A 23,769-nucleotide genomic window follows, 5' to 3' on the forward strand; every position below is an offset into this window, starting at 1 on the left:
CAATCGGTGGTGCCCGGTGCGCAAGCAACCAGGACTTGGTCCGGTCGGGCCTGCTCCCGTCAGCCCGACTGTTCGGCAACCCCATTGCCGGGTTCGAAGTCCACCACGTAGCGGTACTGCTTGCCGCAGTGGATGATCACCTCCTTCTGGCCGCGGCGCAGGATACGCATCTCCACGCGCAGGTCGGCGTAGCCATCATGGGCGAACATCTCGTGGTACAGCCACTGCAACCGTTCGAGGATCTCGCTGTTAGTGGCGGTGGCCTTGGACATCACATCTTCCATCCATTGTTCCAAATCTTTGCGAGCCGTGGGGGATGCTTTTTTCCTAAACGTGGGCGTATTCTAAACAAAAAAATCGTAACGCAAATGATTTACATTAAGTTTACTAAAACCAGGCCGCTATAGTGCGCCGGTCGATGAGGTGGCGGTCAGTTCCCGCTGCGTAACTGCGCCGGATTGGCCGGCGCATCGACCAACCGGCGCTCGTACAGACCCCGTTGCGTGGGCTCGGGCCGGGTTCAAGGCATGGGCCGGCGAAAGAGGTCCCACTCCACCACGTCATCCCCGCCGATCCGGCCATCGGGGCCCAGGGAGTAGAGATCGTAGCCGCGGCCGCTCCGGGTGCCCGGCAATTCGTAACGATACTGCCGGCCCCAGGGGTCTTCGGGCAGGGTTTCGAAATAGCCTTCCTCGACCAGGGACATCAGGCTACCCGGCATGGGCCGCCCCAGGTCCAGGGCATAGGCCCCCAGGGCGCTCTTGAGCAGCAGGATGCCTTCCCGGGCTTGGCGCAAGTCCCTTTGTCCCGGGGTCTCCACCGCCATCAGGAACCGGGCCGACACCGCCGCCAGGACCAGCAGCAGGACCAGGATCACCGCCCATTCGACGAAGCCGAAGCGGGTACGGCCCGGGGTCTTGTTCCTTGTCTGTCCTGACATCTCAGCGCCCTCCAGCCAAGGCCATGGACTCGGAGCCCGCTTCCACTTCCATGGTGGTTTCAGCCATGAGCACCGGGGGGATCACCACCTGCCCGACGTCGAAGTTCAAGGCCGGGATCTGGTACTCCTCGATGTTCTGGAGGATGTCCTGCAGGGCCAGGCGATACCACAGTCTGGCCTTTACGCGCAGGGGCCCCTGGACCCCGGCGGGCAGCGGGATCCGGTAGCCCACCCGGTCGCTCTCGGCGGGACGAATCGGGGGGCGGGCGTATGCCATGCGGTCCACGTCGAAGAGGACATGGCGCGTATTGGCACTGCCATCGCCATTGGTCATGCGCTTGATGTAGAGAACGGCATCGGGGTCGATCTCCCCGGTCTTGCCATCGAACCAGCCGTTGTCATAGAGGACACGCCCCTGGGCATCCTCGAGGCTGAGCTGAAGCCACATGTGGCGTTGGTCCAGGGGGCCGGTCGGTAGGTTGTGTCCGGCGCCGCTGTTGGTCACCACCAGGTCCAGCTCCAGCGCGGCGCCTGATGCCCGCCTGGTCTCGATGGCGAGGTCCGCCGCTTCCTCGAGGAGCCCGAGAATCAGTTCATGCTGGCGTTGCAGATCGGCCAGCCATTCCTCGCCGCTCAGGAAGACGTTCCTGCCGGGTACCCAGCCGCCGCGCAGTTCCACCACCTTGCGGCCAAGCAGATCCGCGGCGGTCAAGAGGTAGTTGTTGCCGACGAAACGGTGGGAAACGGGGCGCTCGGGTTTCTCGCCGCGCTTGAGCGCCGCGATGTAAGCGGCCGGATCCGGGTGCATGTGGCAGTCCTGGCACTCGATGCCCTGGGCCGCGTACGGACTCAGGCGCCATTCGTCGAAGGTCTCCTGCATGTGCAGGGGGAAGTCGCCGTGGACCGGGCTGGGGCGGATCTCGGTGTGGCAGGCCCCGCACATCTCCGACCGGCCCATCAGGGGGTTGTGGGTCTTGGCCTGCATGGCCTTGGCGTGCTCCTGGGGTGCCGCCATGACGAGGGCAGGATCCAGGTAGCGGTGGATCTCGTTGATGGCCAGGGTCAAGGCGCCATTGCCGGCCAGGGGCTCTGTCGCCCGCACCACATGACAGGCGATGCAGGTCGCCCCCTCCTCGAGGGCCGGGTTCGGCCCCACCACCGGCAGGGGGGTGGTCGCCCCGGCCATTACCGCCAGGGGCTCGTGACAACTCTCGCACCAACGCGCCTTTTCCGTGGCCAGTTCGCCGCCCTCCCTGCTGCCGAATTCGTTGACCGCGACCGAGGTCTCATAGATGACGTCTAAACCGCTCACCGCATGGATGGACGATGCCCATTCCTTGAATTCCTTGAGATGGCATTCCGCACAGAACGTGGCAGACGGCAGGCCGCGCCAGTCCACCAGCCGGTTGCCCTCGGTTTTTAATTCGGCCGGATAGAAGGGATTGTCCTGGATCCAGGGCATGGAGTAGTGGGGCAGGTCCGTACCCGGTTCGAGGCCCGTGTTCTTCTGCCAGGGCAACAGGGCGCTGAGGGCCGCGAAGGCCGCGAGGGAAACGGCACACACCTGGAGAATCCGCAGCAGGGGGCGCGTCAGGGTGATATTGACGTTCATCGGGCATCTTCCCCCTTGCCGGCAATCCACAGCAGATGGGTGAAAAGCAACGGTAACAGCAAGACGCTGCTCCAGAGATGCAGCCAGACCAGGGATTGGACCAGGTAATAGCCCTGCATCCAGACCAACCCCAGGTAGAAAAGAAGCCCGGGCACGGCGATCAACAGGCCGCTGCCGAATACCAGTAGCAGGCACCAGGTCAGCAGATGTCCGAGACAACGCTGCCGGTACCTTTGAGCGCTCTCATCGGCTTGCGGGCGCAGGCGCCACGGGGTCAGCAGCAGGGACAAGGGCTGATCCTTGTGGCGCTGGTGCAGCACGTAGAAGGCGGGCAGCAGGATGGTGGCCATGAGGCCGGCGGCCAGGTGTAGCAGCAGTACCGTCTGCGAGGCGTTCCAATTGAGGTCCCTGGGTATCAGCCCGTACCAGAAGCCGCTGGTCAGGGCGACACCGAAGGCGATGGCGAAGCCGCCGAAGAGGGAGATCAGATTGTGGACGCCGAGGCGCTCGTGGTCCATCTCGGTCTGGGCGACGGTCAACTTGAAGTATTTCATTCCGATGCGTTCCTGAGGGGCAAACTCGTTCGAAGGCCTCGCTGGCCGGAGGTGTTGCGGGCGGCATGCAGCAGGGATCTGTCTGCGTCTTCTCCGGGCAAGCGGCGGCTTAACGTGAAAGTCGCGAAGCACGAACTCCCCCTCTCCCTCTGGGAGAGGGATGGGGTGAGGGAACGAACATGGCGATACGCGCTCCTCTTTCATCATTTCGGGTGGCGCGTATCGCCATGAGAGTTAACCGGGGGATATCGGGGATGGGGGATGACGTCCACCGCCATGTCGAATATCCCAATCATGGCGCCTCGGTCAGCACCGCTGCCGGGGCTTTTAGTGGTGGTATCGGCTCACCTGGGGCCGTTATCGTGGCGCACGGCCCGCCCCGGGCGCCGGCAACGCGGCGAGCAGATCCAGCCAGGCCGCGGACTGGGCGCACCCCGGGAGGCGCTCACCCGTCAGCACGGCCACCCGTCCGCCGGCGGCGTCGAACAACTCCAGGGAGGCGATGTCTCCGTGGATGGTGGACAGGCGCACCACCCAGGCGCTGGCCACGGCGCTGTCCCTCAGGTGCAGGCTGAACTCGGGATCGAGGACATTGAACCAGGGCCCGGTCTCCACCAGCCGTGCCACCGGGCCGCAGTGAGTCTGCACCACCCCCGGCGAAGCCACCTGGATCCTCAGCGGCAGGCCCTGTTCGGCGCAGCCCTGCAGCACCACCCGCAGACTCGCCGGACTCACCGCCTCGGCCTGGGGATGCCCCACCAGGCGCAGCGCCTGAAGGCGGTCGACACCGCTGCCGCAGAGCAGGATGTCCAGCTCATAGGCATGGCTCGTGGCATTCCAGCGCCGCCGCAGCTCGGCGACATCCACTGCCTCGTCCGCCAGCCTGAGCGGCGTCGCGGGATAGGGATGGACATACAGTTCGCCGCTCTGATCGGGGTGGCGGTGGTGCGCCACCAGCGACTCGTAGACGCCGGCGTCGCTCTTATCCGTCAGGTACACCTTGTGCACCGTGGTGCCATCGCTGTCGAAGAACTGGAAAGAACGGCGTGTGCCGGCGGCAGTGTCCTCGGTGACGGCGAAACCGTGATGCCAGCGCCGATAGAACACCCGCAGTTCGAGTCCGTCACTCGGTAACAACAGGGCCACCGCGCCGCCATTGCGCACGTCTCGGTAACAGCCGTGACGCTCGTGTACCGCATGATCACTGCGCGTCAGGGCCATGACCTCGCCGAGGTCACCGAGCCCTTCCAGGATACGCGGTAAAGGGCCTTTCAGGCGCACCGCCGTATCGCCACACCCGGCGGCCACCAATTCTGCCTCCGTGGTCCCGAGGGTGGCGGCACCTTCCCTGATACGCAGCCGCGGGCGCCCGGCACGGAGTTCGTGCCAACGCCGGCGCAGAACGGCGGGGTCCTGGGGGTGCGATGTATTGTCCTCCAGGTTCTCGGTAGCGGAACTACGCAGCATGGGCTGTCCTCCGGATGTGCAAAGCGGCCGACGGTAAGCGGACGGGGCATCGGCTGAATTTGTATTTAGAGAAAGATTAATGGTTATGACTCGCATTAACAATACTAGTCACACCGAGGCCTGAGTTCAGGGGTGGCTTTAGGGGAAGCGGGCCATGGACAGGACCGGAGCGGATCCTTGGTGTGCACCAAGATCAGACCCATTGGTGGGTCGCTCGGGTTACCCCGCTGACTGCAGGGAATGAGACGATCAAACTGGCGGGGTCGTGGCACGGGTAGGCTGTCTGATGGCAAGGGGGGGCAGCGCCGATTTCGCCACCCCCGCCCGGCGTCCGCCGGACTATGCCCCCTCCGAGGTTTACGGCCAGGCCATCAGCCTCTCGTGGCCGCTGGTAAGGTGGCGCCCGGCCGTGGACGAGGCCATCGTAGCGCCCCGTATCGAGGGCCAGGTACCCCTGCGCCACTACTTCAGGCACATCTTCGATCAGAGCCGTCCCGGGACCGAGGCCGCGGCCATCGGCACCCGGGATCTGCCTCTGGTGTGGTCCTACGGGGGCCTGGAGCACGGCATTCCGCTAATGTTCCCCGGGGTCGACGGCTATCCCGAGGTCTAAGACCCGCGCCAGTGTCCCTGGTACCGCGAGGCCCCGGACCACGCCGGCCCGGCATGGACCCGCTCCTACGTCCGACGTGGGCGGACTGGGCGGACTGGGCGGGATGTTGCCCTGCACGACGCCGTTGCGCGACGAGCAGGGCCGGTTGCTCGGCATGGCGGGCAAAGTAAAAGATACGATAGCCGCAGCCACCTCAAGGTAACCTCCGGCGCCTCGGGGTCCCTCCGAGTCCGGGCTCTTACCTCACCCTCAAGCAACATCTTTTCGCGCCCTTCGCGTTTTTCGTGTCTTTCGTGGTTAGGGTTTTTGATGTTTCGTCGCCCCGCCGGACCAGGGACAGCGCTTGGCGGTATCCCTGGCCCTAGCGAGAGGGTACTGCCGTATGGAAAAGGCGTGGTCTATACTTTTTCGGCATGTGAAATTTACGTAAATCGCGTAAATTACCCTGAAAAAGGTAGGTAAATGCAGGATTTCGGGGGTGCGTTCGAACTGGCGGTTCAGATGGTCCTGGCTGCGGACGAGGACCTGGTGGAGATCATTGGTCTCTCCTTGCGGGTCAGTCTGTCGGCGGTGGCCATCGCCTGCCTCATCGGGCTGCCCTTCGGTGCGACCGTGGCCATGGGCCGTTTCCGGGGCCGCATGGCGGTCATCATCATGCTCAATGCCCTCATGGGGCTGCCGCCGGTGGTGGTGGGGCTTCTTCTTTATCTGCTGCTCTCCAACGCCGGCCCCCTCGGCTGGCTACAACTCCTCTATACCCCCACTGCCATGATCATCGCCCAGGCGGTGCTCATCACCCCCATCGTCGCGGCCCTGTCCCGGGAAGTCATCGAGCAGCTCCACCAGGAATACTCGGAGATGTTCCGGTCCCTCGGCATATCCGTTCCCCGGGCCGTGATGGCGCTGCTGTGGGACGGCCGCTACAGCCTGCTCACGGTCGCCCTGGCCGGCTTTGGTCGCGCAGTGGCCGAGGTGGGGGCGGTCATCATCGTCGGTGGCAATATCGAACACCTCACCCGCGTCATGACCACCGCCATCGCCCTGGAGACCGCCAAGGGCGACCTCGGCCTGGCCCTGGCCCTCGGCATCGTGCTCATCACCATTGCCCTTACTGTCAACGCCGGCGTGATGGCCCTGCGCCTCACCGCTTCCCGCTATGCTTATGCTTGAGGCCGTGAAGATGCCCGCCCCGGACACGGTGCGTAGGAGTGAACCCGCGGCGCCCCTGGGCGAGGTGCGGGGTCTGGTCTACCGGGCCGGTAACGCCAATCTCATCGACGGCATTCATCTCACCCTGCAACGGCACGGTCTGACGGTGGTGATGGGGCCGAACGGGGCCGGCAAGAGCCTGTTGCTGCGCCTGCTGCACGGCATGCTCACCCCGGCGGCGGGGGAGGTGCTGTGGGATGGGTGGCCATTGGACGAAGAGGGGCGCCGGCGCCAGGCCATGGTCTTCCAACGGCCCGTTCTGCTGCGTCGCTCGGCGGCCGCCAACCTCCGCTTCGTGCTGCAGGGGACGCGTCGCAGACAACGGGAGCGCACCGCCGCGCTGCTCGATGAGGTGGGGCTCGGGCACCTGGCGGACAAGCCGGCGCGGCTGCTCTCCGGGGGCGAGCAGCAGCGCCTCAATCTCGCCCGGGCCCTCGCTCTGGAGCCCGGCGTGCTGTTCCTGGACGAACCCACGGCGAGCCTGGATCCGGCCTCCACGGCCGCCATCGAGGCAGTGGTGCGGCGCGCCCAGGGGTACGGCACCAAGATCGTCTTCGTCACCCACGATCTCGGTCAGGCACGGCGCCTGGCCGACGACGTGGTGTTTCTTAACCGCGGGCGGGTGGCGGAGCACACGCCGGCCCGGCAATTCTTCGATGATCCTGAAAGCCTGGCGGCCGCCGATTACCTCGCCGGCCGCCTCATTCTGCGTTAGCCAGCCTTAGAAGTAAGGAGGAATCATGAAGAATCGACCCTTGGCGACCCTCGCGTCCCTGACCTTGCTGGGGGGCGCTTTGGTTGCCACTGGCGTTTCCGCGGCCGGCGAGGCCATCTTCCTGCAGTCCACCACGTCCACCGCCAACTCGGGACTCTACGACCACCTCCTGCCCCGGTTCACGGAGAAGACCGGCATCAAGGTCCACGTGGTGGCGGTGGGCACCGGCCAGGCCATCAAGAACGCGAAGAACGGTGATGGCGACGTGCTGCTGGTGCACGCCAGGAGCGCCGAAGAGAAGTTCGTCGCCGAGGGCTATGGCGTGCGTCGCTACGACGTCATGTACAACGACTTCGTGTTGGTGGGCCCCCCCACCGACCCCGCGGGTATAGAGGACACGGATGATGCCGTCGCTGCCCTCCAGGCCATCGCGGGAGACGAGGCCCTCTTCGCCTCCCGCGGCGACGACTCGGGGACCCACAAGAAGGAGCGGAGCCTGTGGAAGAAGGCGGGTATCGATCCCACCGTCGCTAGCGGCAAGTGGTACCGGGAGACGGGCTCGGGCATGGGCGCGACCCTGAATGCCGCCGTGGGCATGGGTGCCTACGCCATGAGCGATCGGGGCACCTGGATCAGCTTCAAGAACAAGGGCGATCACGGGATCGTCCTGGAAGGCGACCCCGAACTCTTCAACCAGTACGGCATCATCCTCGTAAACCCCGACAAGCACCCCAACGTCGAGTCCGACGCGGGACAGGCCTTCATCGACTGGATCCTGAGCGACGAGGGCCAGGCCGCCATCGCGGCCTACGAGCTGAACGGCCAGCAGCTCTTCTTTCCCAACGCCAGGCCCAACGCCAGGCCCAACGCCAGGCCCAACGCCAAGTGATACCGGACCCCTTCCGACAGCGGTCTCCTTTCAACCACGAAACACGCGAAAGATACGAAACCGCGTAGGTTGGGATGAGGAACGAAACCCAACATGAACATGAACTCGACGGGCAATCGTTGGGGTTCGCAAGCTCACCCCAACCTACAGCTCTCACCCCCATCAGCATCCTTTCGCGCCTTTCGCGACTTTCGTAGTTACCGCTTTTTTCTTAACCACGAAACACGCGAAAGATACGAAAGTAAAAGAGTCAGGTCTTGCTTTTTGCCTTGCTTGCCGCGAGCAGTACCGAGATGGGGGCGCAAAAGACAAGACCTGATCCCCTATGATTGAGCTACGGCGATGGTAACCTGTCCTCTACTCTACTGATGCAGACTTGAAAACGGTATCAGGGAGTAATTAGTGCCTGCACGAGAAACTCAAAAGAGTTTATTGATCAACGGCATAAGCTAATAATCGCGACGCGAAGAATGCGACGGTTCCGTTTGCTGGATTGCAAGATAAATCTGTAACGCATTGATCTGCATTGATATAATGGCGGCGTAACCGGTGAGGGCCGGACGGTACAGGCGCACAAGGCCCTTGAGAGACGCAATCTTCGCCAGGATGAAATTCGTATGCGCAAGGTGATCGAGCCGCAAATGCAGATCGGCGAGCAGGACATCGGCGCGATTTGGCTCGATCCCAAATCGCGCGATGACATCCCGCAGCTCCTGCGGGGACTGCAGCACATCTACACCACGCCCGCGTTGCGCGAGCGGGTTTTCGCGATCCTTGAAGAGGTGCGCCCGGTACGTGATAGCGAGGCAGAAAATGTCCTGGTGGCCCCTAACGCCGGTCGGCCGGGGATGTCGCAGTGGAAGATCCTGGTGCTTGGCGTACTGCGCCTGGGGCTCAGTGCCGACTACGACAGGGTCCGGGAACTGGCCAACGAGCACAACACGATCCGCCAGTTCCTCGGGCACGGCGACTGGACCGACACCTATCTCTACCCGATGCAGACGCTACGGGATAATCTGCGCCTGTTCACCCCGGAGCTCCTGGACCGGATCAATCAAGAGGTGGTGCGTGCGGGGCACAAGGCGCTAAAAAAAAACCTAGAAGAAGGGCTCGTCGGGCGCTGTGACTCGTTCGTGGTGGAGACCGATGTGCATTTCCCCACCGACATCAACTTGCTGCTCGACGCCATCCGTAAGGTCATCGATTTGAGCACCGAACTGGCCGAACTCCACGCGCTGCCCGGTTGGCGTCAGCATGCCCACCATCAGCGCCAGTTTAAGCGCCAGTACCGAATCGTCCAGCGGCTCAAACACTCCACCTCCAAGGACGAAGACAAGCGTCAAGCCAAACTGCAGGATATCGCCGAGGCCCACGGCACCTACCTGGAACTGGCCGAGGACCACCTGACCCGTGCCGAGCAGATCCGCCAGAAAGTGCCGGCCTCCTGTGCGCTGAGCGAGGGGCTGCTGCGCGAGCTTGATGAATTCATGACCCACGCCAATCGGCAGATCGATCAGATCCGCCGCCGCGTGCTCCAGGGCGAGCGCATCCCCCACAATGAGAAGGTCTTCTCGTTGTTCGAGCCCCACACCGAGTGGATCAGCAAGGGCAAGGCCGGGGTGCCGGTGGAGTTGGGGTTGCGGGTGTGCGTGATGGAGGACAGCGACCGTTTCATCCTGCACCACCAGGTGATGCAGATGTGCACCGATGATCAGGTGGCCGTACCGATGGTTGAGGAGACGAAGGAGCGATTTGCGCCACTGCGCGCTGTTAGCATGGACAAGGGCTTCCACAGTCCAGCCAACCAGGCGGCCTTGGCTGAGCGTCTGGAGCGGGTGGTCCTGCCGAAGAAGGGTCGTCTCTCTCAGGCCGACAAGGTGCGCGAGAGTGATGAGGAATTTCTGCGCCTGCGCCATCGCCATTCGGCGGTGGAGTCGGCCATCAATGCCCTGGAGGTTCATGGTCTGGACAAGTGTCCGGACCACGGCATCGAGGGCTTCAAGCGCTATGTGGCGCTGGCCGTGCTCGCACGCAACATTCACCGCCTTGGCGCGCTGCTGCGTCAGCAAGAACAAGAGCGGGAGCGGCGAAGGCGCGGCCCCTACCGAAAGGCTGCCTGAGCAGCGCTCCGAAGCCGATACCGCGCCACGCGGACAGGAGAGGAGCGTCTGCACATCACCATCAATGCGAAGCATTCGCATTGGATGACGCCACGCATCTCAAAACAGTCGCCAAGGTGGAACACCGGCCATCAGTACCTGAGTGTCACGCTGGGAATTTGCCGGGAAATACGGGTTTTCGTGCAGGCACTAATTACAATGTAGTCCCGTCAAGGGGATTTCGCTATGAAGGTCAATCTGGTGCCCATCGGCAATTCGAAGGGGGTGCGCATCCCCGCTTCAATCATCAAGGAATGCGGTCTCGGCAACCAGCTTGAGATGCGGGTGGAGAACGGTGTCGTCGTGCTCGCGCCGGCGCGCGGCGTGCGCGAGGGCTGGGACGCGGCCTTCGAGAAGATGGCGGCCGCCGGCGACGATGCGCCGGTGATCCCTGATACGGTCGAAAACGATTTCGATACCGAGGACTGGACTTGGTGAAGCAGGTCCGGCGGTACGAGGTCTATCTCGTCGATTTGGATCCCACGCAAGGGTCGGAAATCCAGAAGGGCTCGTCCGCAGAATCTGTGGGTTAATGTTTCGCTCGCGGCGAGCGCCAAGCAGTGATGTGCATGGATAAATGATGGCGGCGTGGTGCACCTTCGGATTGCTTATTCCGCCACGAACAACAGGCTCTCGCCAAGAACGCGAAGAACGCCAACTTTATATAGATACACAACCACCGCGTGCTCATTTGGCATGGATGTAGGTCGGGATTCATCCCGACATTGAATCCGCCGAGCATACCTAGCGCCGGGTCGGTACCACCCGCGCGCTGTCGGACTGAAGTCCGACCTACAGCCCCACCTATACAACACTCCCACCGCCCATTCCTTCGGCACGGATGTAGGTCAGGATTTATCCCGACAATCAAACAAGTTCCTTGGCGCTCTTGGCGATGAGATGGTCTCCTCCCTCTATAATCTGTTGAACTAAACCGCTCCGCGGTAGCTCCCCTTCGATAGACGCCGGCGGTTCTTCCGTCGTCAACACTCTCAGTTGACCCGATGTGGGTCTGACGGAGAGGAGAGACGACGATGACACCCTTGCGGCAGCAGATGATTGATGCCATGCGTCAGCGTGGCTTTTCAGTGCGTACCCATCAGAGTTACCTGGCAGCGGTTACCGCCCTGGCGCGGTACTACGGGCGTTCGCCGAGTCAGTTGAGCGTCGAAGAGCTGGAGGCCTGGTTCAGGTATCTGGCCGTCGAGCGTTCGCTATCCGGTTCGACCTGCCGGGTTCACCACGGTGCGGTGCGCTTCCTCTATGTGCAGGTGCTGAAGTGGCCGTCGTTCGATGTGTCCTTCGTGGTGCCGAAGCGGGCCCAACGGATCCCCGAGTTGCTGAACCGCGATGAGGTAGGGCGGATCCTGAACGCCTGTACCAACCCCAAGCACCGCATGCTGCTTCAGACCTGCTACGGCTGCGGCCTGCGGGTAAGCGAGGTGGTGCGAGTGCGGGTGCGTGATATCGATGGCGAACGCGGGCTGCTGCGCATCGAGCAGGGCAAAGGGGCGAAGGACCGGCTGGTCACTCTTTCGCCCGGCCTGCTTCACGCGCTGCGCCGTTACTGGGCGGTTTACCGCCCCCCCACGTGGCTCTTTCCCAGCGGAAGCGATACGACGACCCCTCTCAGTATCGCCAGCGCCCAGCGGGTGTTCCGTCGCGCCAAGAACCGGGCCAGAGTGGAGAAGATCGGCGGCATCCACAGCCTGCGTCACGCCTATGCGACCCATCAACTGGAGAGCGGCCTGCCGGTGCACCGGCTGCAACGCCTGCTCGGCCACGGCAACCTGCAATCGACGATGCGCTACGTGCATTGGGTACCCGAGCAGCGCGGCGCTGCGCAGGGGGTGTCCGATCTGATCGCGGGACTGGGGTGGGTCATGACTGAGGCGGCCACTGTGCAAGGGATTCTGAACCGCTTCCTGCGCGCTGACACGCTGGATTACCAGCGGCGCAAGGTCTGTGGCCATCTGCAGGCCTGCCGAACCGAGGCGATGGGCGGGGTGCGGCTGCGCTGCGGCGCGTGCGGTGACGAAGAGGTTTGGTATCACGGTTGCCGCGACCGGCACTGCCCGCAGTGCCAGGGACGGGCGACCCGCCAATGGGCCGCGCGTCAGCAGGGGCACATCCTGCCGGTGACCTATTACCATCTGGTCTTCACCCTGCCACATATCCTCAACGGCTGGGTGGCACTGCACCCGGAGGTGATCTACCGCCTGCTCTTTCAGGCGGCCTGGTCCACCCTCAAGGCGTTCGGCCAGGATCCCAAGCGTCTGGGCGGTGAGATGGGCATGAGCGCGGTGCTGCACACCTGGGGCCAGAACCTGAGCCGCCATGTGCACCTGCACTGCCTGGTACCGGGCGGGGCGCTGGGCGGTGACGGCCAGTGGCGGGCGGCGAAGAGCACCTACCTGTTTCCGGTCAAGGCGCTCTCGCGGCACTTCCGGGGGCGGATGGTGACCCGGCTGCGCCAGGCCGCGACCCAGGGCGACCTGCACCGTGTCACGCGCGACGGCGAGGTCGATGCCGTACTCGACGCCTTGATGGCCGTTGACTGGGTGGTCTACACCAAACACTGTCTCGACCATACCGCCACCGTCGTCGACTACCTGGCCCGTTACACCCACCGCATCGCGATCACCCCAGCGCGGATCCTCGCGGTCGACGACGAACGGGTGACCATCCGGTACAAGGACTACCGCGACCGTGACCGACATAAGACATTGTCCCTGGAGGGCGAAGAGTTCGTGCGCCGCTTCCTGATGCATGTCCTGCCGAAAGGGCTGATGCGCATTCGTCACTTCGGCTTCCTGGCCAACCGCGGCCGCCGGGAGAAGCTCGCCCGGATCCGTGAGGCCCTGGCCGCCCCCGTCCCGCCGGAGACCGACGACGGCACCGCACACCACGACGGTGTCGACTATGCCTGCCCGCAGTGCCGGACCGGGCGACTGCACGTGATCGCGCAGATTGCGCCCGGTCGGTCCCTCTGGAGACCGCCCGACACGCAACACTGAGGCCGTAGAACAGGATAAAGGCCCGCGGTCTTGACCAAGGTGGGACGGCCCCGCAGCCGGGCCGCGGTTGCGCTCGTCCGGACATTGGATTTTGCGCCGAAATGGCGAGAGAATAACCACCCATCGCACATCGCAGGGACCGAAGACATGGACGAAGACGCCTCACCGGCCACGACCACCGCCCCGATCTGCGCCACCGCCGGCGCATCGCACCCACCCCGCGTAATACATTTCCCTATAGATCAGTCCGTGCCGGTCTGATGGGCGGCTTAGTCCAACAGACATTTATCCGCCATGCTGCGCACGGCGGATAAATGCTTATTAGTTCGGCATCTGATGTGCCACGATGGAAACGTTAACAACCATCGAGATGAAGAAGGAGAAGACCATGTCTGAGATTACTACTGTGGGTCTGGATCTGGCAAAGAACGTGTTTCATGTCGTGTACCTGGATCGCCATGGGCGGGAGGTAAGCAAGAAAATGCTCCGCCGCAACCAAGTGCTTGGATGGTTTGCTAATCTGCCCCCCTGCCTGGTGGGTATGGAGGCTTGTGCCGGGTCCCACTACTGGGCCCGTGAGCTGCAGGCACTGGGGCACGAGGTGCGGCTGATCCCGGCCCAGCACGTCAAGGCCTATGTGCGGGGTCAGAAGAACGACTACAACGATGCCCGAGCGATTGCCGAAGCGCTCGGGCGCCCGGGGATGCGTTTTGTGCCGCCCAAGAGCCAGGCTCAGCAGGATATCCAGGCCCTGCACCGGCTGCGTTCAGGGGTGGTGGACGACCGTACGGCGTTGTGCAACCAGTTACGCGGGCTGCTGGCCGAGTACGGGATTGTGGTGCCCCAAGGCGTGGGGCGCCTGCGCCGTCGCATCCCGGAGTTGCTCGAGGATGGCGAGAATGGGCTCAACGCCCTGTTCCGGCAGCTGCTGGAGCGTGGCTATCAGCAGTTGTGTGAACTCGATGGGCATATCAAGTACTACAGTGGACTGATCAAGCAGGGTGCGCGCGAGCGTGAGGCCGAGCGGCGTCTGTGCACGATCCCGGGGTTTGGGCCGGTGGTGGCAGGTGCGTTTTATGCCACCGTGGGTGATGGTCGAGGCTATCGCCGGGGGCGCGATGTCTCGGCCGCGTTGGGGATGGTGCCACGCCAGCACTCCAGCGGTGGCAAGGCGGTGCTGCTGGGGATCACCAAGCGCGGCGACAGGTATCTGCGCAGCCTGCTGGTGCATGGGGCCCGCTCGGTGGTGCGCCGGGCCCCCGGCAAAGAGGACCGCCTGAGCCGCTGGGTGCAGCGCCTGGTGGCCGAGCGGGGCGTGAACAAAGCCACGGTGGCGCTGGCCAACAAGCTGGCGCGCATTGGTTGGGCGGTGTTGCGCCACAACACGGTCTATCAGCCCGCCTGAGGCTAGGGCAAGCGTAGAGCACATCGAAGATGATTTTTGGAGGTTAATCCTGCCGACGATTGCGACGGCTATGTGAGCGAAGATGACAAACAGGTCAGACCGGCGTATCGAAAACCTGACCAAGCCGCGGGCCCTCTTCAGAGGCCGCCTTAGCGATAAGGACGATACGCGCGAACTTCATCGAGGCCAGAAGGCAGCCATGCCTTCATCAACAGGCCGGATATACGACCGCAATCCTGTCCCTGTCAGAACCGACCACAGAGCCTTGCAAAACGGGAGGAGACCATATACGACTTGGCGAGAGGAAATCCTTCTCATCTACACCCACGAATTCTGCTGACGAGCCGTATAAAGAGACGGCCATAGCTGCTACAGGCAAACCTTCAGCGCCTCGGAGTCCCTCCGGGCTCCGGTCCTTACCTCACCCCCATCAGCATCGCTTCGCGCCTTTCGCGTTTTTCGTAGTTACCGCTTTTGCTTTTTTTTATTAACTACCTCATGAGTCCCGACTTCTCGTCAGGACGCGAGGCGGAACATGCTGATTCTTTCAGTGTCCTGCCGTTCGGTGATGAATTTTGCCAGGGAATGGGTTTTGGCGGAACTCAAGAGAAATTCCGGCAGCGTGTTGCGTAGCGCATGAGTGACGACGAGCTCCGACGGGGGAATACCGGGTCGGATCGTCCGCAGCCACGAGCCGAAGGATTGCCAGATGAGCTGCGGGAAAACCACCGACAGATACTGAAGCAAGCCTTGAGCGACGACGCCGGCCTGCATGAAGACGTGGTAGGCGTGGATCTTGCGTTTGACGTTCTCGCGATACCTGAGCGTTTCCCGGTGCAGGTATTGATTGCCGTTGCGGCGTTTGAGCGGCTTCATGTCCTGCATCCAGAAGTGATAGGCGAAGGTGCCGATCTGTCGGACGGCCTGCTTGAAGCTGTGCTCGATCTTGAAGCGCAGGCCGTAGAGGCGAATGATCTCGACGGCGTCCAGGGCGACGTCGGTGCACATCAGCAGGCAAGAGCCTCTGGTCGGGTGGATGACGGCGACGAAGCGCACGAGCTGTCCGGCGGGCCGCCAGAGCAGGTCTCGGACCTGGTACCGAATCGTGACGTTGTCCTCGCCGTAGACGGGGCTTGGCCCGGATTGGAAGTCGTTCGTGTCGTTCAGCAGTGACCTGAGCTTGAGCTTCTTCCCGTAGCGTCTCGGCCGGCCTCTTTTCCTCGGGCCGCGCTGGCGATAGGGGGTGTAAGCGACGGCATTGGATCGGACGCGGGTGACGAGATGGTTGCCCTCGGCGATGAGGCCGCGAACCATCTTGCCGGCGGCGTAGTAGGCATCGGCAACGTAGTAGAAGGGTTCCGTGATCGCCACGGTCTGAATCAGGGCGAGCATCTTGTCGAGCAGGGTGCGCCGGTCGCGATTGGAGAAGACGAGGCCCTCGTGGATGCGCACGGCGAGGGGGACAGCGAAGACGCTTTGGTCGGCCTCAACCAGCAGGCTCACCGCCTGAAGGGAGTGTCCCATGATGTATTCGGGCTTGGTGTTGGCGTCGGACTGCTGATGCAATAGCTTCACGGCGGGCATCTTCTTGCCGCGCTTGGGGACTTTGATTCCGTCCCCGACCATGACGCGGCGGCCGTTGACGAGCAGCGGCGCGGGAAAGAGCCGCAGCACGGCTTGGGTCCACAGCGCCGCGAGCCGCTCGAGCTTGATGGCGCGGCTGTGGAACGAATCCAGCAGGTTGTCGTAGAAGCGGGGCTTGAGGGCGAGCGCCCGCACGAGGCTGGTCACGCCTAAAGATCGCCTCGCACGGTGAGACCGGCCACGGCGGTGGCGAACCACAGGAAGGTGCGCAGGCGCGAGAACGCCGGACGCAGCAGCCAGATTGCTTTCCACCAGGACTCCCATAGCGACATCGTCCACCTCCCATGAAGAGAATGAAACGGTGATTTGGCCCGCCGCGCGGGGCCGGTTATGGAGAAGGCATGCCGGGCTCGGGCTCCTGGACTTCCACGGCCATCACGGCCGCGAGCACCGCCAGGCGCTCGGCGGGCGGCATGGCCTCGTAGCGGCGGGCCCAGCTCACCGCCTTACGCTTGATGCGTTGGCGGTCCGTGAAGTTCTTGCCCGCATAGCGCGCCCAGTGCAGGCGATCGACGCTGAAGTTGAACCACAGCTTCTCGGTGACGACGCCCGCCTGGTTCATCACCTGAAGCTCGAGGCTGCGCCACCCGGCCAGCCGCTCGTCGTAGAGCGCCGAGGGGTAGCCGGAGAGGATCACGTGACAGGGCAGGCGCTTGAGCAGCTCGAGCAACGCCACGTGGTCGTGCTCTTCGTAGTCGAAACGGTATCGGCGCTCGCCGCGGCGGGTCGGCTGCAGATAGGGCGGGTCGCTGTAGATGAGCTCTCGCCCCCGATACGCATACTCGGCCAGGAATCGGTGCGCGCAGCCATGCACCAGCTCGACCGGATAGGGGCACTCGAACTTCGCGAGCGCTCGCCGATTGCGGTCGATGCCGATGTTGACGAGCGCCGGCAGCTTGCGCTGCATGATCGCCCCGCCGCCGAGGTGGCTCTCGATGTAGGTGTCGTGGGGCGGCATCAGGGCGATGATCGCCTGGCACAAGCCCGACGTCGCCTTCGATCCGAAGTAGCTACCCATCGCTGCCGATCCGTGTCCGTGACGACCAGCAGACTAGCCTCATTCAGCTAGGGTGTCAAACGACGTCGATGACTCGGGGCAGCGCCTTGCGTACCTGATGATCGAACGTCCGCCAGTGTTATGCTATCGACATGAGTGAGAAGCATCCCTTCGTCGGCGGGCTACTCGACTACATGGGCTCGCCCCAGGGCCAGCGCTCCATCGAAGTCTCAGACGCTCTCTGGGCGCTCATGGACGGCGTGCAGCTCGATCCCGGACGACGCGAGATCATCTGGCCCGAGGCCCAACGCCTCAGCTTCGATCAGTCCATCGAATGCATACAGAAGGCGTATCCGGACTTCCCTCGTGAGCGTATTACGAGCTTCCTGATCTCCTGGCTCGAGCACTACGCCCCGGAAGATTACTCCCAGGAACAACTAGACGAGCTCGATGCGCTCACCGAAGACTGGCTCGACGAGCTCGAGGGTCAGCACGGGGAGCAATAACCGCCGAGAACTCGGGACTCTTGAGTAACTACGAAAGACGCGAAATACGCGAAAGAAACAGAGGTGGGGGTCGAAGAGCCGCGTACAGCCTCCAACGGTCCGGGATTTCTCCCGGCGTATCCCGGATCCACCCGGCCAGGATCTTTTTCGCATTTTTCGGGTCTTTCGTGGTTCCCGCGTTTTTGCTCTTTTAACTACGAGATACGCGCAGTCGAACGGTATGTCGGTTTTTCCTTGCGGGCGTTGATGCGTTCCACCATGTCGTTGACGCCGAGGTAGGCGCCGTCGATGAGCTGCCTGATGGTGGCCTTGACGTACTTGGGGTCCGCATCCACCCCCAGGCCTTCCACCCAGCGGTTGAACAGGTTGAAGGCGCCGCAGGTGAGGTTGGCGTAGACCACGGCGGACTCGTCCCAGCCCGCCGCCAGGATGGCGTCCACGTCGGCCTGAGCCACGGCGGCGGGACGTTCCGTGAGCTTGCGCACGTAGCGCAGTACCGGGCGCATCCGTTCCGGCGCCGCCATGACCTCGGGGTCGTTCAGCAGTTGGCGCACGAGGCCCTCCTCGGTGCCCAGTCCCTCGGCCACGCCGATGTGGACCGTGCTGCAGAAGCCGCACTCGTTCACCCCCGAGACATAGCCGGCGAGCATCTCCCGCTCCGCGGGTGAGAAGGGTGAATCGCCGCGTAACAGGGCCTCCAGGAAGACATGGAGGGGGGCCGAGAACTGGGGATACTGCAGGAAGATGTCGAACAGGGTGCCGTCGGGCAGGGAACGCAGATAGGTCATGGAATACTCCTCCGGGTGTTGGGATGGCTGGGCGGGGTGGTCGCCGCGGGCACCTGTAAGGCCTATCGAAAGTAGACCGGTCTCGGGAGGTGTAACTTACATGGATGCTTGCGATTGATGGCGGCCCTCCAGGACGGCCAGCACTCATCCACACCTTTGATATACTTTGAAAGGAGGCTGAAGCGAGGAGAGACCATGACCGAAACCCTTACCACCAAGTTCGACTCCGCCACCCAGATGGAGAACGCCGTGGACGATCTCCTCGCCACGGGCATCCCCGACGAGAATATCCGCAGGGACTGGGAGCACAACCGCATCGCCGTGATCGTGCCCGAGACCGCACGGCCGGAGATCGAGGAGATCTTGAAACGCCATCAGCCCGCCGAGGGTCGTCCCTGAGTCCCGGAGCAGGTCACGGTGCTGAACCAGCCCGGAAATCATCGCTTCCGGCAACGGACTGATAGGGCACCCGCAGCGCCCTGCAGCCATGCGCCACCACCCTCCATCGAACTCTTGGTCTTGACTGAGTCCGGGATGCCCGCGTGAACCTGTCGGCCTGGCCCCTGGCCGCCGTGGTGGCCCTGTTCCTGGCGGGGGCAGTGGTCATCGCCATCGCCGGTACCCGCATCACCCGGCTCGCCGATCGCCTCGCCGATGTCACGGGCATCGGGGAGGCCATCTTCGGGGCGGTGCTGCTGGGTGGCACCACTTCCCTGCCGGGCATCGTCACCTCGGTGACCACCGCCTGGCAGGGCCATCCGGAGCTGGCGGTGAGCAATGCCGTGGGCGGCATCGCCGCCCAGACTGCGTTCCTCGCCATCGCCGACATCACCTACCGCCGGGCCAATCTGGAGCATGCCGCCGCCTCCCTGGAGAACCTGATGCAGGGCGCCCTGTTGGTGACCCTGCTCACGCTCCCCCTGCTGGCCATGGGCGGGCCCGAGGTGACCCTGCTGGGGATCCACCCGGCGTCGGTGTTGCTACTGGCCGGTTACGCCTTCGGTCTGCGCCTCACCTATCAGACTCGCGCCACGCCCCAGTGGCTGCCCCGGCACACCCGCGAGACCCGTGTCGACACGGGGGCGGAAGGGAAGGGTGAGGATGACCGTGGTGTGGTGCGGTTGTGGCTCGCCTTCGGAGGCCTGGCACTGGCGTTGGTGCTGGCGGGCTACGTGGTGGCCCAGACGGGTCTCGCCCTGGCCGCCCGCACCGGCCTGTCGGAGACGGCGGTGGGCGCCCTGTTCACGGCGGTGGCCACCTCGCTGCCCGAACTCATCACCGTGATGGCGGCGGTACGCCAGGGCGCCCTGACCCTGGCCGTGGGTGACATCATCGGCGGCAACAGCTTCGACGTGCTGTTCCTGGCCTTCTCCGACGCCGCCTATCGCCAGGGCTCCCTGTACTATGCCATGGGGGACATGCAGGTGTTCATCATCGCGGCGAGCCAGGCCATGACGGGGATCCTGCTGCTGGGCCTGTTGCGGCGCGAGAAGAGCGGCATCGCCAACATCGGCTTCGAGAGCTTCCTGGTGCTGGTGTTCTACGGCACCGGCGTGGTCATCCTGCTGGCCGTGTGAGCGGGAGTCGCCTCAGGCCCACAGGGTGAGCCAGGCCGCCGCCAGGCCCACCAGTCCCGCCACGGCGAGGGCCGGTGCCACCCGCAGGCCCAGGGCCCGCCCCGCGATGGCCCCCGCCATGCCCCCCTTGACCAGGCCGTTCACCGCCGCCGCGATGATGATGCCGGTGGCGGCCACCGCGGGCGCCAGGTCGGCCCCGCCCATGCGGGCCAGGTACACTGTGGCGGCATCCATGTTGGCCGCCCCCGAGGCGAAGGCCATGGCCAGCACCCCGGCATCCCCGAACCACGCCTTGAGGGCCTCGGCGAGGAACACCACCGCGGCGAGCAGGGCGCCGAAGGTCAGGGCGGCCTTGAGTTCAAGTGGGTTCTTCATGGGCGCGGTGATCTCCTCGGTCTTGGGCGCCCGCCGCCAAGTCACCAGGGCCGCCGCGACGATCACCAGGGCCATGACCGCCGCCGGCACCACCAGCGGCAACACCAGGGCCGGGTCGAGCAGGGCCACTATGGCCACCATGCGCGGGATCATCACGGCACTGGCCAGCAGGATGCCGCCGGCCAGCACGGGGGCGGCCTGCGCGTCGCTGCGGGCGAGGCGCGAGAAGTGCATAGTCAGGGCCGTGGAGGAGGCCAGTCCCCCCAGCAGGCCGAGCATCAGGGCGCCCCGCCCGGCGCCCGCCAACTTGATGGCGAAGTAGCCGACGAAGGAAAGGGTGGCCACGAGGATCACCAGCCACCACAGCTCGTAGGGATTGAGGGCGTTCCATGGGCCGTAGCTGCGGTCCGGCAGGATGGGCAGCAGCACCACCGTGATCAGCAGCAGCTTCAGGGTGGCGTGCAGCTCCTGCCGCTCCAGGGCGTTGACCCAGCCGTGGAGCACCGGCTTGAAGCCCAGCAGCAGGGTGGTGACCACCGCCGCCGCCCCCGCGATGGCCACCTCGCCGAGGCCCGCCAGGGCCCCCAGCATGAAGGCCAGCAGCCCGGCCACCAGGCTGGTGATGCCCACCCGGTCGTTGCAGCGGAAGTCCGCCAGATAGGCCGCCACCATGACGCCGGCGACGGCGACGAAGGCGAGGCCGAGTACCACGGCACCGAGCTGCACCGCCACCATGGCGCTGCCACCCCCGAGGAGCCCGATGAGGGCGTAGGTCCGGACCCCGGCCACTCGATCGCCTTCTTCCAAATCCCGTTCCTTCCAGCCCCGCTCGAGGCCGATGAGCAGGCCCACCGCGAGGGCCGCGGCGAGCTGTAGGATGATGATCTGCTGGTCGGGATGAAGTTCCAGGCCCATGCTTGTCAGCCTTTTTGCCGGGTATGTCCAGAGCATAGCCGGGCGTTCCGGCCTTGCCCTGGCGCCCCGTCCCTGCTATCCAAACAGGTATAAGTGTATCAACCCGGCGACCCGCCAGTTCCGATGCCCCTGAGTCCCATGCAAGAGACCACACCACGATTCGAGTTCCGCATCTTCGGCGACGGCCTCCAGTTCATCGAGCAGCGCATGCGCCACCTTGCCCCCTGCGAAGCCATCGATGAGAGCCGCGAGATCTACATCCTCGGCGCCGCCGGCACGGACCACAACCTCAAGATCCGCCACGGTCGCCTCGAATCCAAGACCCTGGTTGAGCGGGACGGGGACCTGGAGCGCTGGCGGCCGTCGGGCCGCTGGGCCTTCCCGGTGCCGGGCGAGGTGCTCCAAGGACTTTCTCTGGAGCCGCCGGATATCGATGACCGCGATGCCGGTCCCGCCATCGAGCTGGACGGGCTGCTGGCCCGGATCCGGCCCCACCACGGCCTGTTCCGGGCCAATATGCACAAGCGCCGTTTCCGTTTCACCATCGCGGGCTGCGCCGCCGAACGGGACGAGGTCTGGGTCAATGGCGCCGCCACCCAGTCCCTGGCCCTGGAGGCCCCCGAGGCCGGGGCGGTGACCGCCCTGCGGGCGCGCCTCGGCCTCGGGGATGCCGAGAACGTGTCCTATCCCCTGGCCCTGTCCCGTATCCTCGGCCTGTGCCCGCTACCCGAGGAGAACACCTATGAGCAAAGAGATTGAGCGCAAGTTCCTGGTCATCGAGGACAGCTGGCGCACCAACGAGGGTATCCCTTATCGCCAGGGCTATCTGTCCACCGACAGGCACCGCACGGTGCGGGTGCGTATCGCCGGATCGGACGCCTGGCTGACGGTCAAGGGCATTACCCGGGGTGCCACCCGCGCGGAGTACGAGTACCCCATTCCGGTGGACGATGCCCGGGAGATGCTGGACACCCTGTGCCACCAGCCCCTCGTCGAGAAGACGCGCTACCGCGTGGACTTCGGCGGCCTGACCTGGGAGGTGGACGAGTTCGAGGGCGCCAACGCCGGCCTGGTGGTGGCGGAGGTGGAGCTGGAAAGGGAGGATCAGCCCTTCGAGCGCCCGCCCTGGCTGGGCCAGGAGGTCACCCACGATCCCAAATACTTCAATGCCAACCTGGTGGAGAAGCCCTATACCCGGTGGTAGGTGCTTGCGACCGGGGGCAGGGAGGGCGCCCCCGGCCGCACCGGCGCAGGATGACGCCGATCTTCGGCTCGTTGTCTCAGCACCGAGGCCACGCCTGGCCGGTATCAGTCGTCCGTCGGTATGCTGTGCTGCTCGTGATGAATGGTGATCCGTGGGGTGGCGGCCGGGACCTCGCCCGCGGCGTTTACCACCTGCCCCTGGAGGGTATGCGTGCCGCGGTCCACCCCCTCGAGGACGAAGTAGGTGTGAGTGCCGGGGCTGGCTCCCGGGTTGCGGCCATCAGCCGTCCTCGACGTCGCTCTTGACGTCTCCGTAGCCGGCTTCGACCTTGCCGGCGGCTTGCTGGATCTTCCCCTTGGTTTCCAGGGACTTGTTGCCGACGAGTTTCCCCGTGATCTCCTTCACCTTGCCGGTCGATTGCTTGATGCGTCCTTTGAATTGATTCTTGTTCATGATTCACGCTCCATGGAATGGACTTGTGCTTGATTTACAGCCAGCATGGATACCATGCCGCCGTTTACCGGATTTCCCCACCGCCCCGGGTGGCGCTATTTCCTCCCCCAGACCAGCAGGACGCCGCCGACGACGATGGCGCCGACCCCGGCCCAGATGGGGAGACTGACGTATTCCTTCTCATCCACCGAGAATTCCAGGGGCCCCAAATCCACATCGTGGGTGGCCTTGGTGTAGCTGAAGCCGCCGTAGGCGAGGGCCAGGGATCCGGCCACTATCAACAGTATGGCTGCGAGTTTCTGTGCGTTCACTCATATGCTCCGGCAGGCGATGCGGACCTGGTTTCGAGGGATGTTCAGATGGCCCGGCCCCGCAACAGGCGGAATAGAAGGATCACCACCGCCGCCACCAGGAGGATGTGGACCAGCCCCCCCAGGGTTGTGGATGACACCAGACCCACCAGCCACAGGATCAATAATAAGACGATGAGGGTTTCGAGCATGGCCATATCCTTTTCTATGCGTGGAAAAACGGGTGTTGCCTGAGACCGACAATGCCCCGCAATGGCCACCCGGGTCTGTACGATAGCGAACCCACTTCCCTTTTTTTGGGGTTTCCTTTCGTGTCGTAGCGAACCGACTTCGCGATACCCATAAGCCACGCTGCGATAGCGGATGCATCGCCGTATGAACCAGGCCGCGTCCTGGTCTATCCCCGCAGCAGGAGCATC

At 64.2% G+C, this 23,769-nt stretch carries 24 protein-coding genes and 1 pseudogene; 13 read left to right on the top strand and 12 right to left on the bottom strand.

Annotation, left to right across the window (positions count from 1 at the left end; all coding sequences use genetic code 11):
- Positions 1-59 precede the first annotated feature (59 nt).
- The 5 genes from U5S82_18665 to U5S82_18685 form a co-directional block, all read right to left on the bottom strand.
- The gene (locus U5S82_18665) at positions 60-284 is read right to left on the bottom strand and encodes a hypothetical protein (GenBank protein ID MDZ7753606.1); all 225 of its coding nucleotides are present in this window, start codon (positions 282-284) and stop codon (positions 60-62) included.
- Between the two features lie 236 nt (positions 285-520).
- Positions 521-940, bottom strand: coding sequence for a type II secretion system protein GspG (locus U5S82_18670; protein ID MDZ7753607.1), 420 nt, complete (start codon positions 938-940; stop codon positions 521-523).
- Position 941: 1 nt separating this feature from the next.
- Positions 942-2,552, bottom strand: a complete 1,611-nt coding sequence (locus U5S82_18675; GenBank protein MDZ7753608.1) for a multiheme c-type cytochrome — start codon at positions 2,550-2,552, stop codon at positions 942-944.
- The gene (locus tag U5S82_18680; GenBank protein MDZ7753609.1) at positions 2,549-3,106 is read right to left on the bottom strand and encodes a hypothetical protein; all 558 of its coding nucleotides are present in this window, start codon (positions 3,104-3,106) and stop codon (positions 2,549-2,551) included. Before U5S82_18680 ends, U5S82_18675 begins: the two co-directional genes overlap by 4 nt.
- Positions 3,107-3,463: 357 nt before the next feature.
- Positions 3,464-4,573 (bottom strand): ChuX/HutX family heme-like substrate-binding protein, encoded by a 1,110-nt coding sequence (locus tag U5S82_18685; protein MDZ7753610.1) that lies wholly within the window; start codon positions 4,571-4,573, stop codon positions 3,464-3,466.
- Positions 4,574-4,859: 286 nt separating this feature from the next.
- Between U5S82_18685 and U5S82_18690 the strand changes: the two genes are divergently transcribed.
- The 8 genes from U5S82_18690 to U5S82_18725 all read left to right on the top strand — a co-directional run bounded on the left by U5S82_18690 (position 4,860) and on the right by U5S82_18725 (position 14,580).
- Positions 4,860-5,186 (top strand): hypothetical protein, encoded by a 327-nt coding sequence (locus tag U5S82_18690; protein MDZ7753611.1) that lies wholly within the window; start codon positions 4,860-4,862, stop codon positions 5,184-5,186.
- A 462-nt stretch (positions 5,187-5,648) separates the two neighbouring features.
- Positions 5,649-6,356, top strand: a complete 708-nt coding sequence (locus tag U5S82_18695; protein ID MDZ7753612.1) for an ABC transporter permease — start codon at positions 5,649-5,651, stop codon at positions 6,354-6,356.
- 10 nt (positions 6,357-6,366) lie between these two features.
- The gene (locus tag U5S82_18700; protein MDZ7753613.1) at positions 6,367-7,110 is read left to right on the top strand and encodes an ATP-binding cassette domain-containing protein; all 744 of its coding nucleotides are present in this window, start codon (positions 6,367-6,369) and stop codon (positions 7,108-7,110) included.
- A 25-nt stretch (positions 7,111-7,135) separates the two neighbouring features.
- On the top strand, positions 7,136-7,999 hold the full coding sequence (locus tag U5S82_18705; GenBank protein ID MDZ7753614.1) for a substrate-binding domain-containing protein: 864 nt from the start codon (positions 7,136-7,138) through the stop codon (positions 7,997-7,999).
- Between the two features lie 617 nt (positions 8,000-8,616).
- Complete coding sequence (locus U5S82_18710; protein ID MDZ7753615.1) at positions 8,617-10,119, top strand: ISNCY family transposase; 1,503 nt, start codon at positions 8,617-8,619, stop codon at positions 10,117-10,119.
- A gap of 225 nt (positions 10,120-10,344) precedes the next feature.
- Positions 10,345-10,596 (top strand): AbrB/MazE/SpoVT family DNA-binding domain-containing protein, encoded by a 252-nt coding sequence (locus U5S82_18715; protein MDZ7753616.1) that lies wholly within the window; start codon positions 10,345-10,347, stop codon positions 10,594-10,596.
- Positions 10,597-11,192: 596 nt separating this feature from the next.
- Positions 11,193-13,175 carry an IS91 family transposase gene (locus tag U5S82_18720; GenBank protein ID MDZ7753617.1) on the top strand — a complete coding sequence of 661 codons (1,983 nt, stop codon included), beginning with the start codon at positions 11,193-11,195 and terminating at the stop codon, positions 13,173-13,175.
- A gap of 388 nt (positions 13,176-13,563) precedes the next feature.
- The gene (locus U5S82_18725) at positions 13,564-14,580 is read left to right on the top strand and encodes an IS110 family transposase (GenBank protein MDZ7753618.1); all 1,017 of its coding nucleotides are present in this window, start codon (positions 13,564-13,566) and stop codon (positions 14,578-14,580) included.
- Between the two features lie 516 nt (positions 14,581-15,096).
- On the opposite strand, the pseudogene U5S82_18730 reads toward U5S82_18725, so the two are convergent.
- Positions 15,097-16,496: pseudogene (locus U5S82_18730) on the bottom strand (transposase).
- A gap of 56 nt (positions 16,497-16,552) precedes the next feature.
- Entirely contained in the window at positions 16,553-17,242 is a 690-nt protein-coding gene (locus U5S82_18735) for a DNA methylase (GenBank protein MDZ7753619.1), read from the bottom strand.
- A 131-nt stretch (positions 17,243-17,373) separates the two neighbouring features.
- Here U5S82_18735 and U5S82_18740 point away from each other — a divergent pair, with 131 nt between their 5' ends.
- On the top strand, positions 17,374-17,727 hold the full coding sequence (locus U5S82_18740) for a hypothetical protein (protein MDZ7753620.1): 354 nt from the start codon (positions 17,374-17,376) through the stop codon (positions 17,725-17,727).
- A 194-nt stretch (positions 17,728-17,921) separates the two neighbouring features.
- Here U5S82_18740 and U5S82_18745 read toward each other — a convergent pair whose 3' ends face one another.
- The gene (locus U5S82_18745) at positions 17,922-18,515 is read right to left on the bottom strand and encodes a carboxymuconolactone decarboxylase family protein (GenBank protein ID MDZ7753621.1); all 594 of its coding nucleotides are present in this window, start codon (positions 18,513-18,515) and stop codon (positions 17,922-17,924) included.
- A gap of 195 nt (positions 18,516-18,710) precedes the next feature.
- Between U5S82_18745 and U5S82_18750 the strand changes: the two genes are divergently transcribed.
- Together U5S82_18750 and U5S82_18755 are read left to right on the top strand one after the other, a co-directional pair.
- Positions 18,711-18,914 (top strand): hypothetical protein, encoded by a 204-nt coding sequence (locus U5S82_18750; protein MDZ7753622.1) that lies wholly within the window; start codon positions 18,711-18,713, stop codon positions 18,912-18,914.
- A 143-nt stretch (positions 18,915-19,057) separates the two neighbouring features.
- Positions 19,058-20,092 carry a sodium:calcium antiporter gene (locus tag U5S82_18755; GenBank protein ID MDZ7753623.1) on the top strand — a complete coding sequence of 345 codons (1,035 nt, stop codon included), beginning with the start codon at positions 19,058-19,060 and terminating at the stop codon, positions 20,090-20,092.
- 12 nt (positions 20,093-20,104) lie between these two features.
- Here the strand turns inward: U5S82_18755 and U5S82_18760 are convergent, their stop codons facing one another.
- A complete protein-coding gene (locus U5S82_18760) occupies positions 20,105-21,382 on the bottom strand; it encodes a DUF4010 domain-containing protein (GenBank protein MDZ7753624.1) in 1,278 nt (425 codons plus the stop codon).
- Positions 21,383-21,520: 138 nt separating this feature from the next.
- Here U5S82_18760 and U5S82_18765 point away from each other — a divergent pair, with 138 nt between their 5' ends.
- Both U5S82_18765 and U5S82_18770 read left to right on the top strand, forming a co-directional pair.
- Positions 21,521-22,141: a hypothetical protein gene (locus U5S82_18765; GenBank protein MDZ7753625.1), complete on the top strand. Its 621-nt coding sequence runs from the start codon at positions 21,521-21,523 to the stop codon at positions 22,139-22,141.
- Positions 22,125-22,586 (top strand): CYTH domain-containing protein, encoded by a 462-nt coding sequence (locus U5S82_18770; GenBank protein ID MDZ7753626.1) that lies wholly within the window; start codon positions 22,125-22,127, stop codon positions 22,584-22,586. The genes U5S82_18765 and U5S82_18770 overlap by 17 nt, the downstream gene beginning before the upstream one ends.
- Positions 22,587-22,865: 279 nt before the next feature.
- On the opposite strand, the gene U5S82_18775 is transcribed toward U5S82_18770, so the two are convergent.
- From U5S82_18775 to U5S82_18785, 3 genes are all read right to left on the bottom strand, one after another.
- Positions 22,866-23,039 (bottom strand): CsbD family protein, encoded by a 174-nt coding sequence (locus tag U5S82_18775; GenBank protein MDZ7753627.1) that lies wholly within the window; start codon positions 23,037-23,039, stop codon positions 22,866-22,868.
- A 95-nt stretch (positions 23,040-23,134) separates the two neighbouring features.
- Positions 23,135-23,350 (bottom strand): hypothetical protein, encoded by a 216-nt coding sequence (locus tag U5S82_18780; GenBank protein ID MDZ7753628.1) that lies wholly within the window; start codon positions 23,348-23,350, stop codon positions 23,135-23,137.
- Between the two features lie 44 nt (positions 23,351-23,394).
- Positions 23,395-23,541, bottom strand: a complete 147-nt coding sequence (locus tag U5S82_18785; protein ID MDZ7753629.1) for a lmo0937 family membrane protein — start codon at positions 23,539-23,541, stop codon at positions 23,395-23,397.
- Positions 23,542-23,769: the final 228 nt, after the last annotated feature.

This window comes from Gammaproteobacteria bacterium, from assembly GCA_034522055.1.
GTDB lineage: Bacteria > Pseudomonadota > Gammaproteobacteria > JAABTG01 > JAABTG01 > JAABTG01.

Coding starts and splice junctions, on each gene's coding strand:
- U5S82_18740 (MDZ7753620.1), top strand. CDS start 17,374: ATGAGTGAGAAGCATCCCTTCGTCGGCGGGCTACTCGACTACATGGGC.
- U5S82_18750 (MDZ7753622.1), top strand. CDS start 18,711: ATGACCGAAACCCTTACCACCAAGTTCGACTCCGCCACCCAGATGGAG.
- U5S82_18765 (MDZ7753625.1), top strand. CDS start 21,521: ATGCAAGAGACCACACCACGATTCGAGTTCCGCATCTTCGGCGACGGC.
- U5S82_18700 (MDZ7753613.1), top strand. CDS start 6,367: ATGCCCGCCCCGGACACGGTGCGTAGGAGTGAACCCGCGGCGCCCCTG.
- U5S82_18685 (MDZ7753610.1), bottom strand. CDS start 4,573: ATGCTGCGTAGTTCCGCTACCGAGAACCTGGAGGACAATACATCGCAC.
- U5S82_18695 (MDZ7753612.1), top strand. CDS start 5,649: ATGCAGGATTTCGGGGGTGCGTTCGAACTGGCGGTTCAGATGGTCCTG.
- U5S82_18725 (MDZ7753618.1), top strand. CDS start 13,564: ATGTCTGAGATTACTACTGTGGGTCTGGATCTGGCAAAGAACGTGTTT.
- U5S82_18745 (MDZ7753621.1), bottom strand. CDS start 18,515: ATGACCTATCTGCGTTCCCTGCCCGACGGCACCCTGTTCGACATCTTC.
- U5S82_18680 (MDZ7753609.1), bottom strand. CDS start 3,106: ATGAAATACTTCAAGTTGACCGTCGCCCAGACCGAGATGGACCACGAG.
- U5S82_18670 (MDZ7753607.1), bottom strand. CDS start 940: ATGTCAGGACAGACAAGGAACAAGACCCCGGGCCGTACCCGCTTCGGC.
- U5S82_18705 (MDZ7753614.1), top strand. CDS start 7,136: ATGAAGAATCGACCCTTGGCGACCCTCGCGTCCCTGACCTTGCTGGGG.
- U5S82_18735 (MDZ7753619.1), bottom strand. CDS start 17,242: ATGGGTAGCTACTTCGGATCGAAGGCGACGTCGGGCTTGTGCCAGGCG.
- U5S82_18775 (MDZ7753627.1), bottom strand. CDS start 23,039: ATGAACAAGAATCAATTCAAAGGACGCATCAAGCAATCGACCGGCAAG.
- U5S82_18715 (MDZ7753616.1), top strand. CDS start 10,345: ATGAAGGTCAATCTGGTGCCCATCGGCAATTCGAAGGGGGTGCGCATC.
- U5S82_18770 (MDZ7753626.1), top strand. CDS start 22,125: ATGAGCAAAGAGATTGAGCGCAAGTTCCTGGTCATCGAGGACAGCTGG.
- U5S82_18785 (MDZ7753629.1), bottom strand. CDS start 23,541: ATGCTCGAAACCCTCATCGTCTTATTATTGATCCTGTGGCTGGTGGGT.
- U5S82_18690 (MDZ7753611.1), top strand. CDS start 4,860: ATGGCAAGGGGGGGCAGCGCCGATTTCGCCACCCCCGCCCGGCGTCCG.
- U5S82_18665 (MDZ7753606.1), bottom strand. CDS start 284: ATGGAAGATGTGATGTCCAAGGCCACCGCCACTAACAGCGAGATCCTC.
- U5S82_18760 (MDZ7753624.1), bottom strand. CDS start 21,382: ATGGGCCTGGAACTTCATCCCGACCAGCAGATCATCATCCTACAGCTC.
- U5S82_18720 (MDZ7753617.1), top strand. CDS start 11,193: ATGACACCCTTGCGGCAGCAGATGATTGATGCCATGCGTCAGCGTGGC.
- U5S82_18710 (MDZ7753615.1), top strand. CDS start 8,617: ATGCGCAAGGTGATCGAGCCGCAAATGCAGATCGGCGAGCAGGACATC.
- U5S82_18675 (MDZ7753608.1), bottom strand. CDS start 2,552: ATGAACGTCAATATCACCCTGACGCGCCCCCTGCTGCGGATTCTCCAG.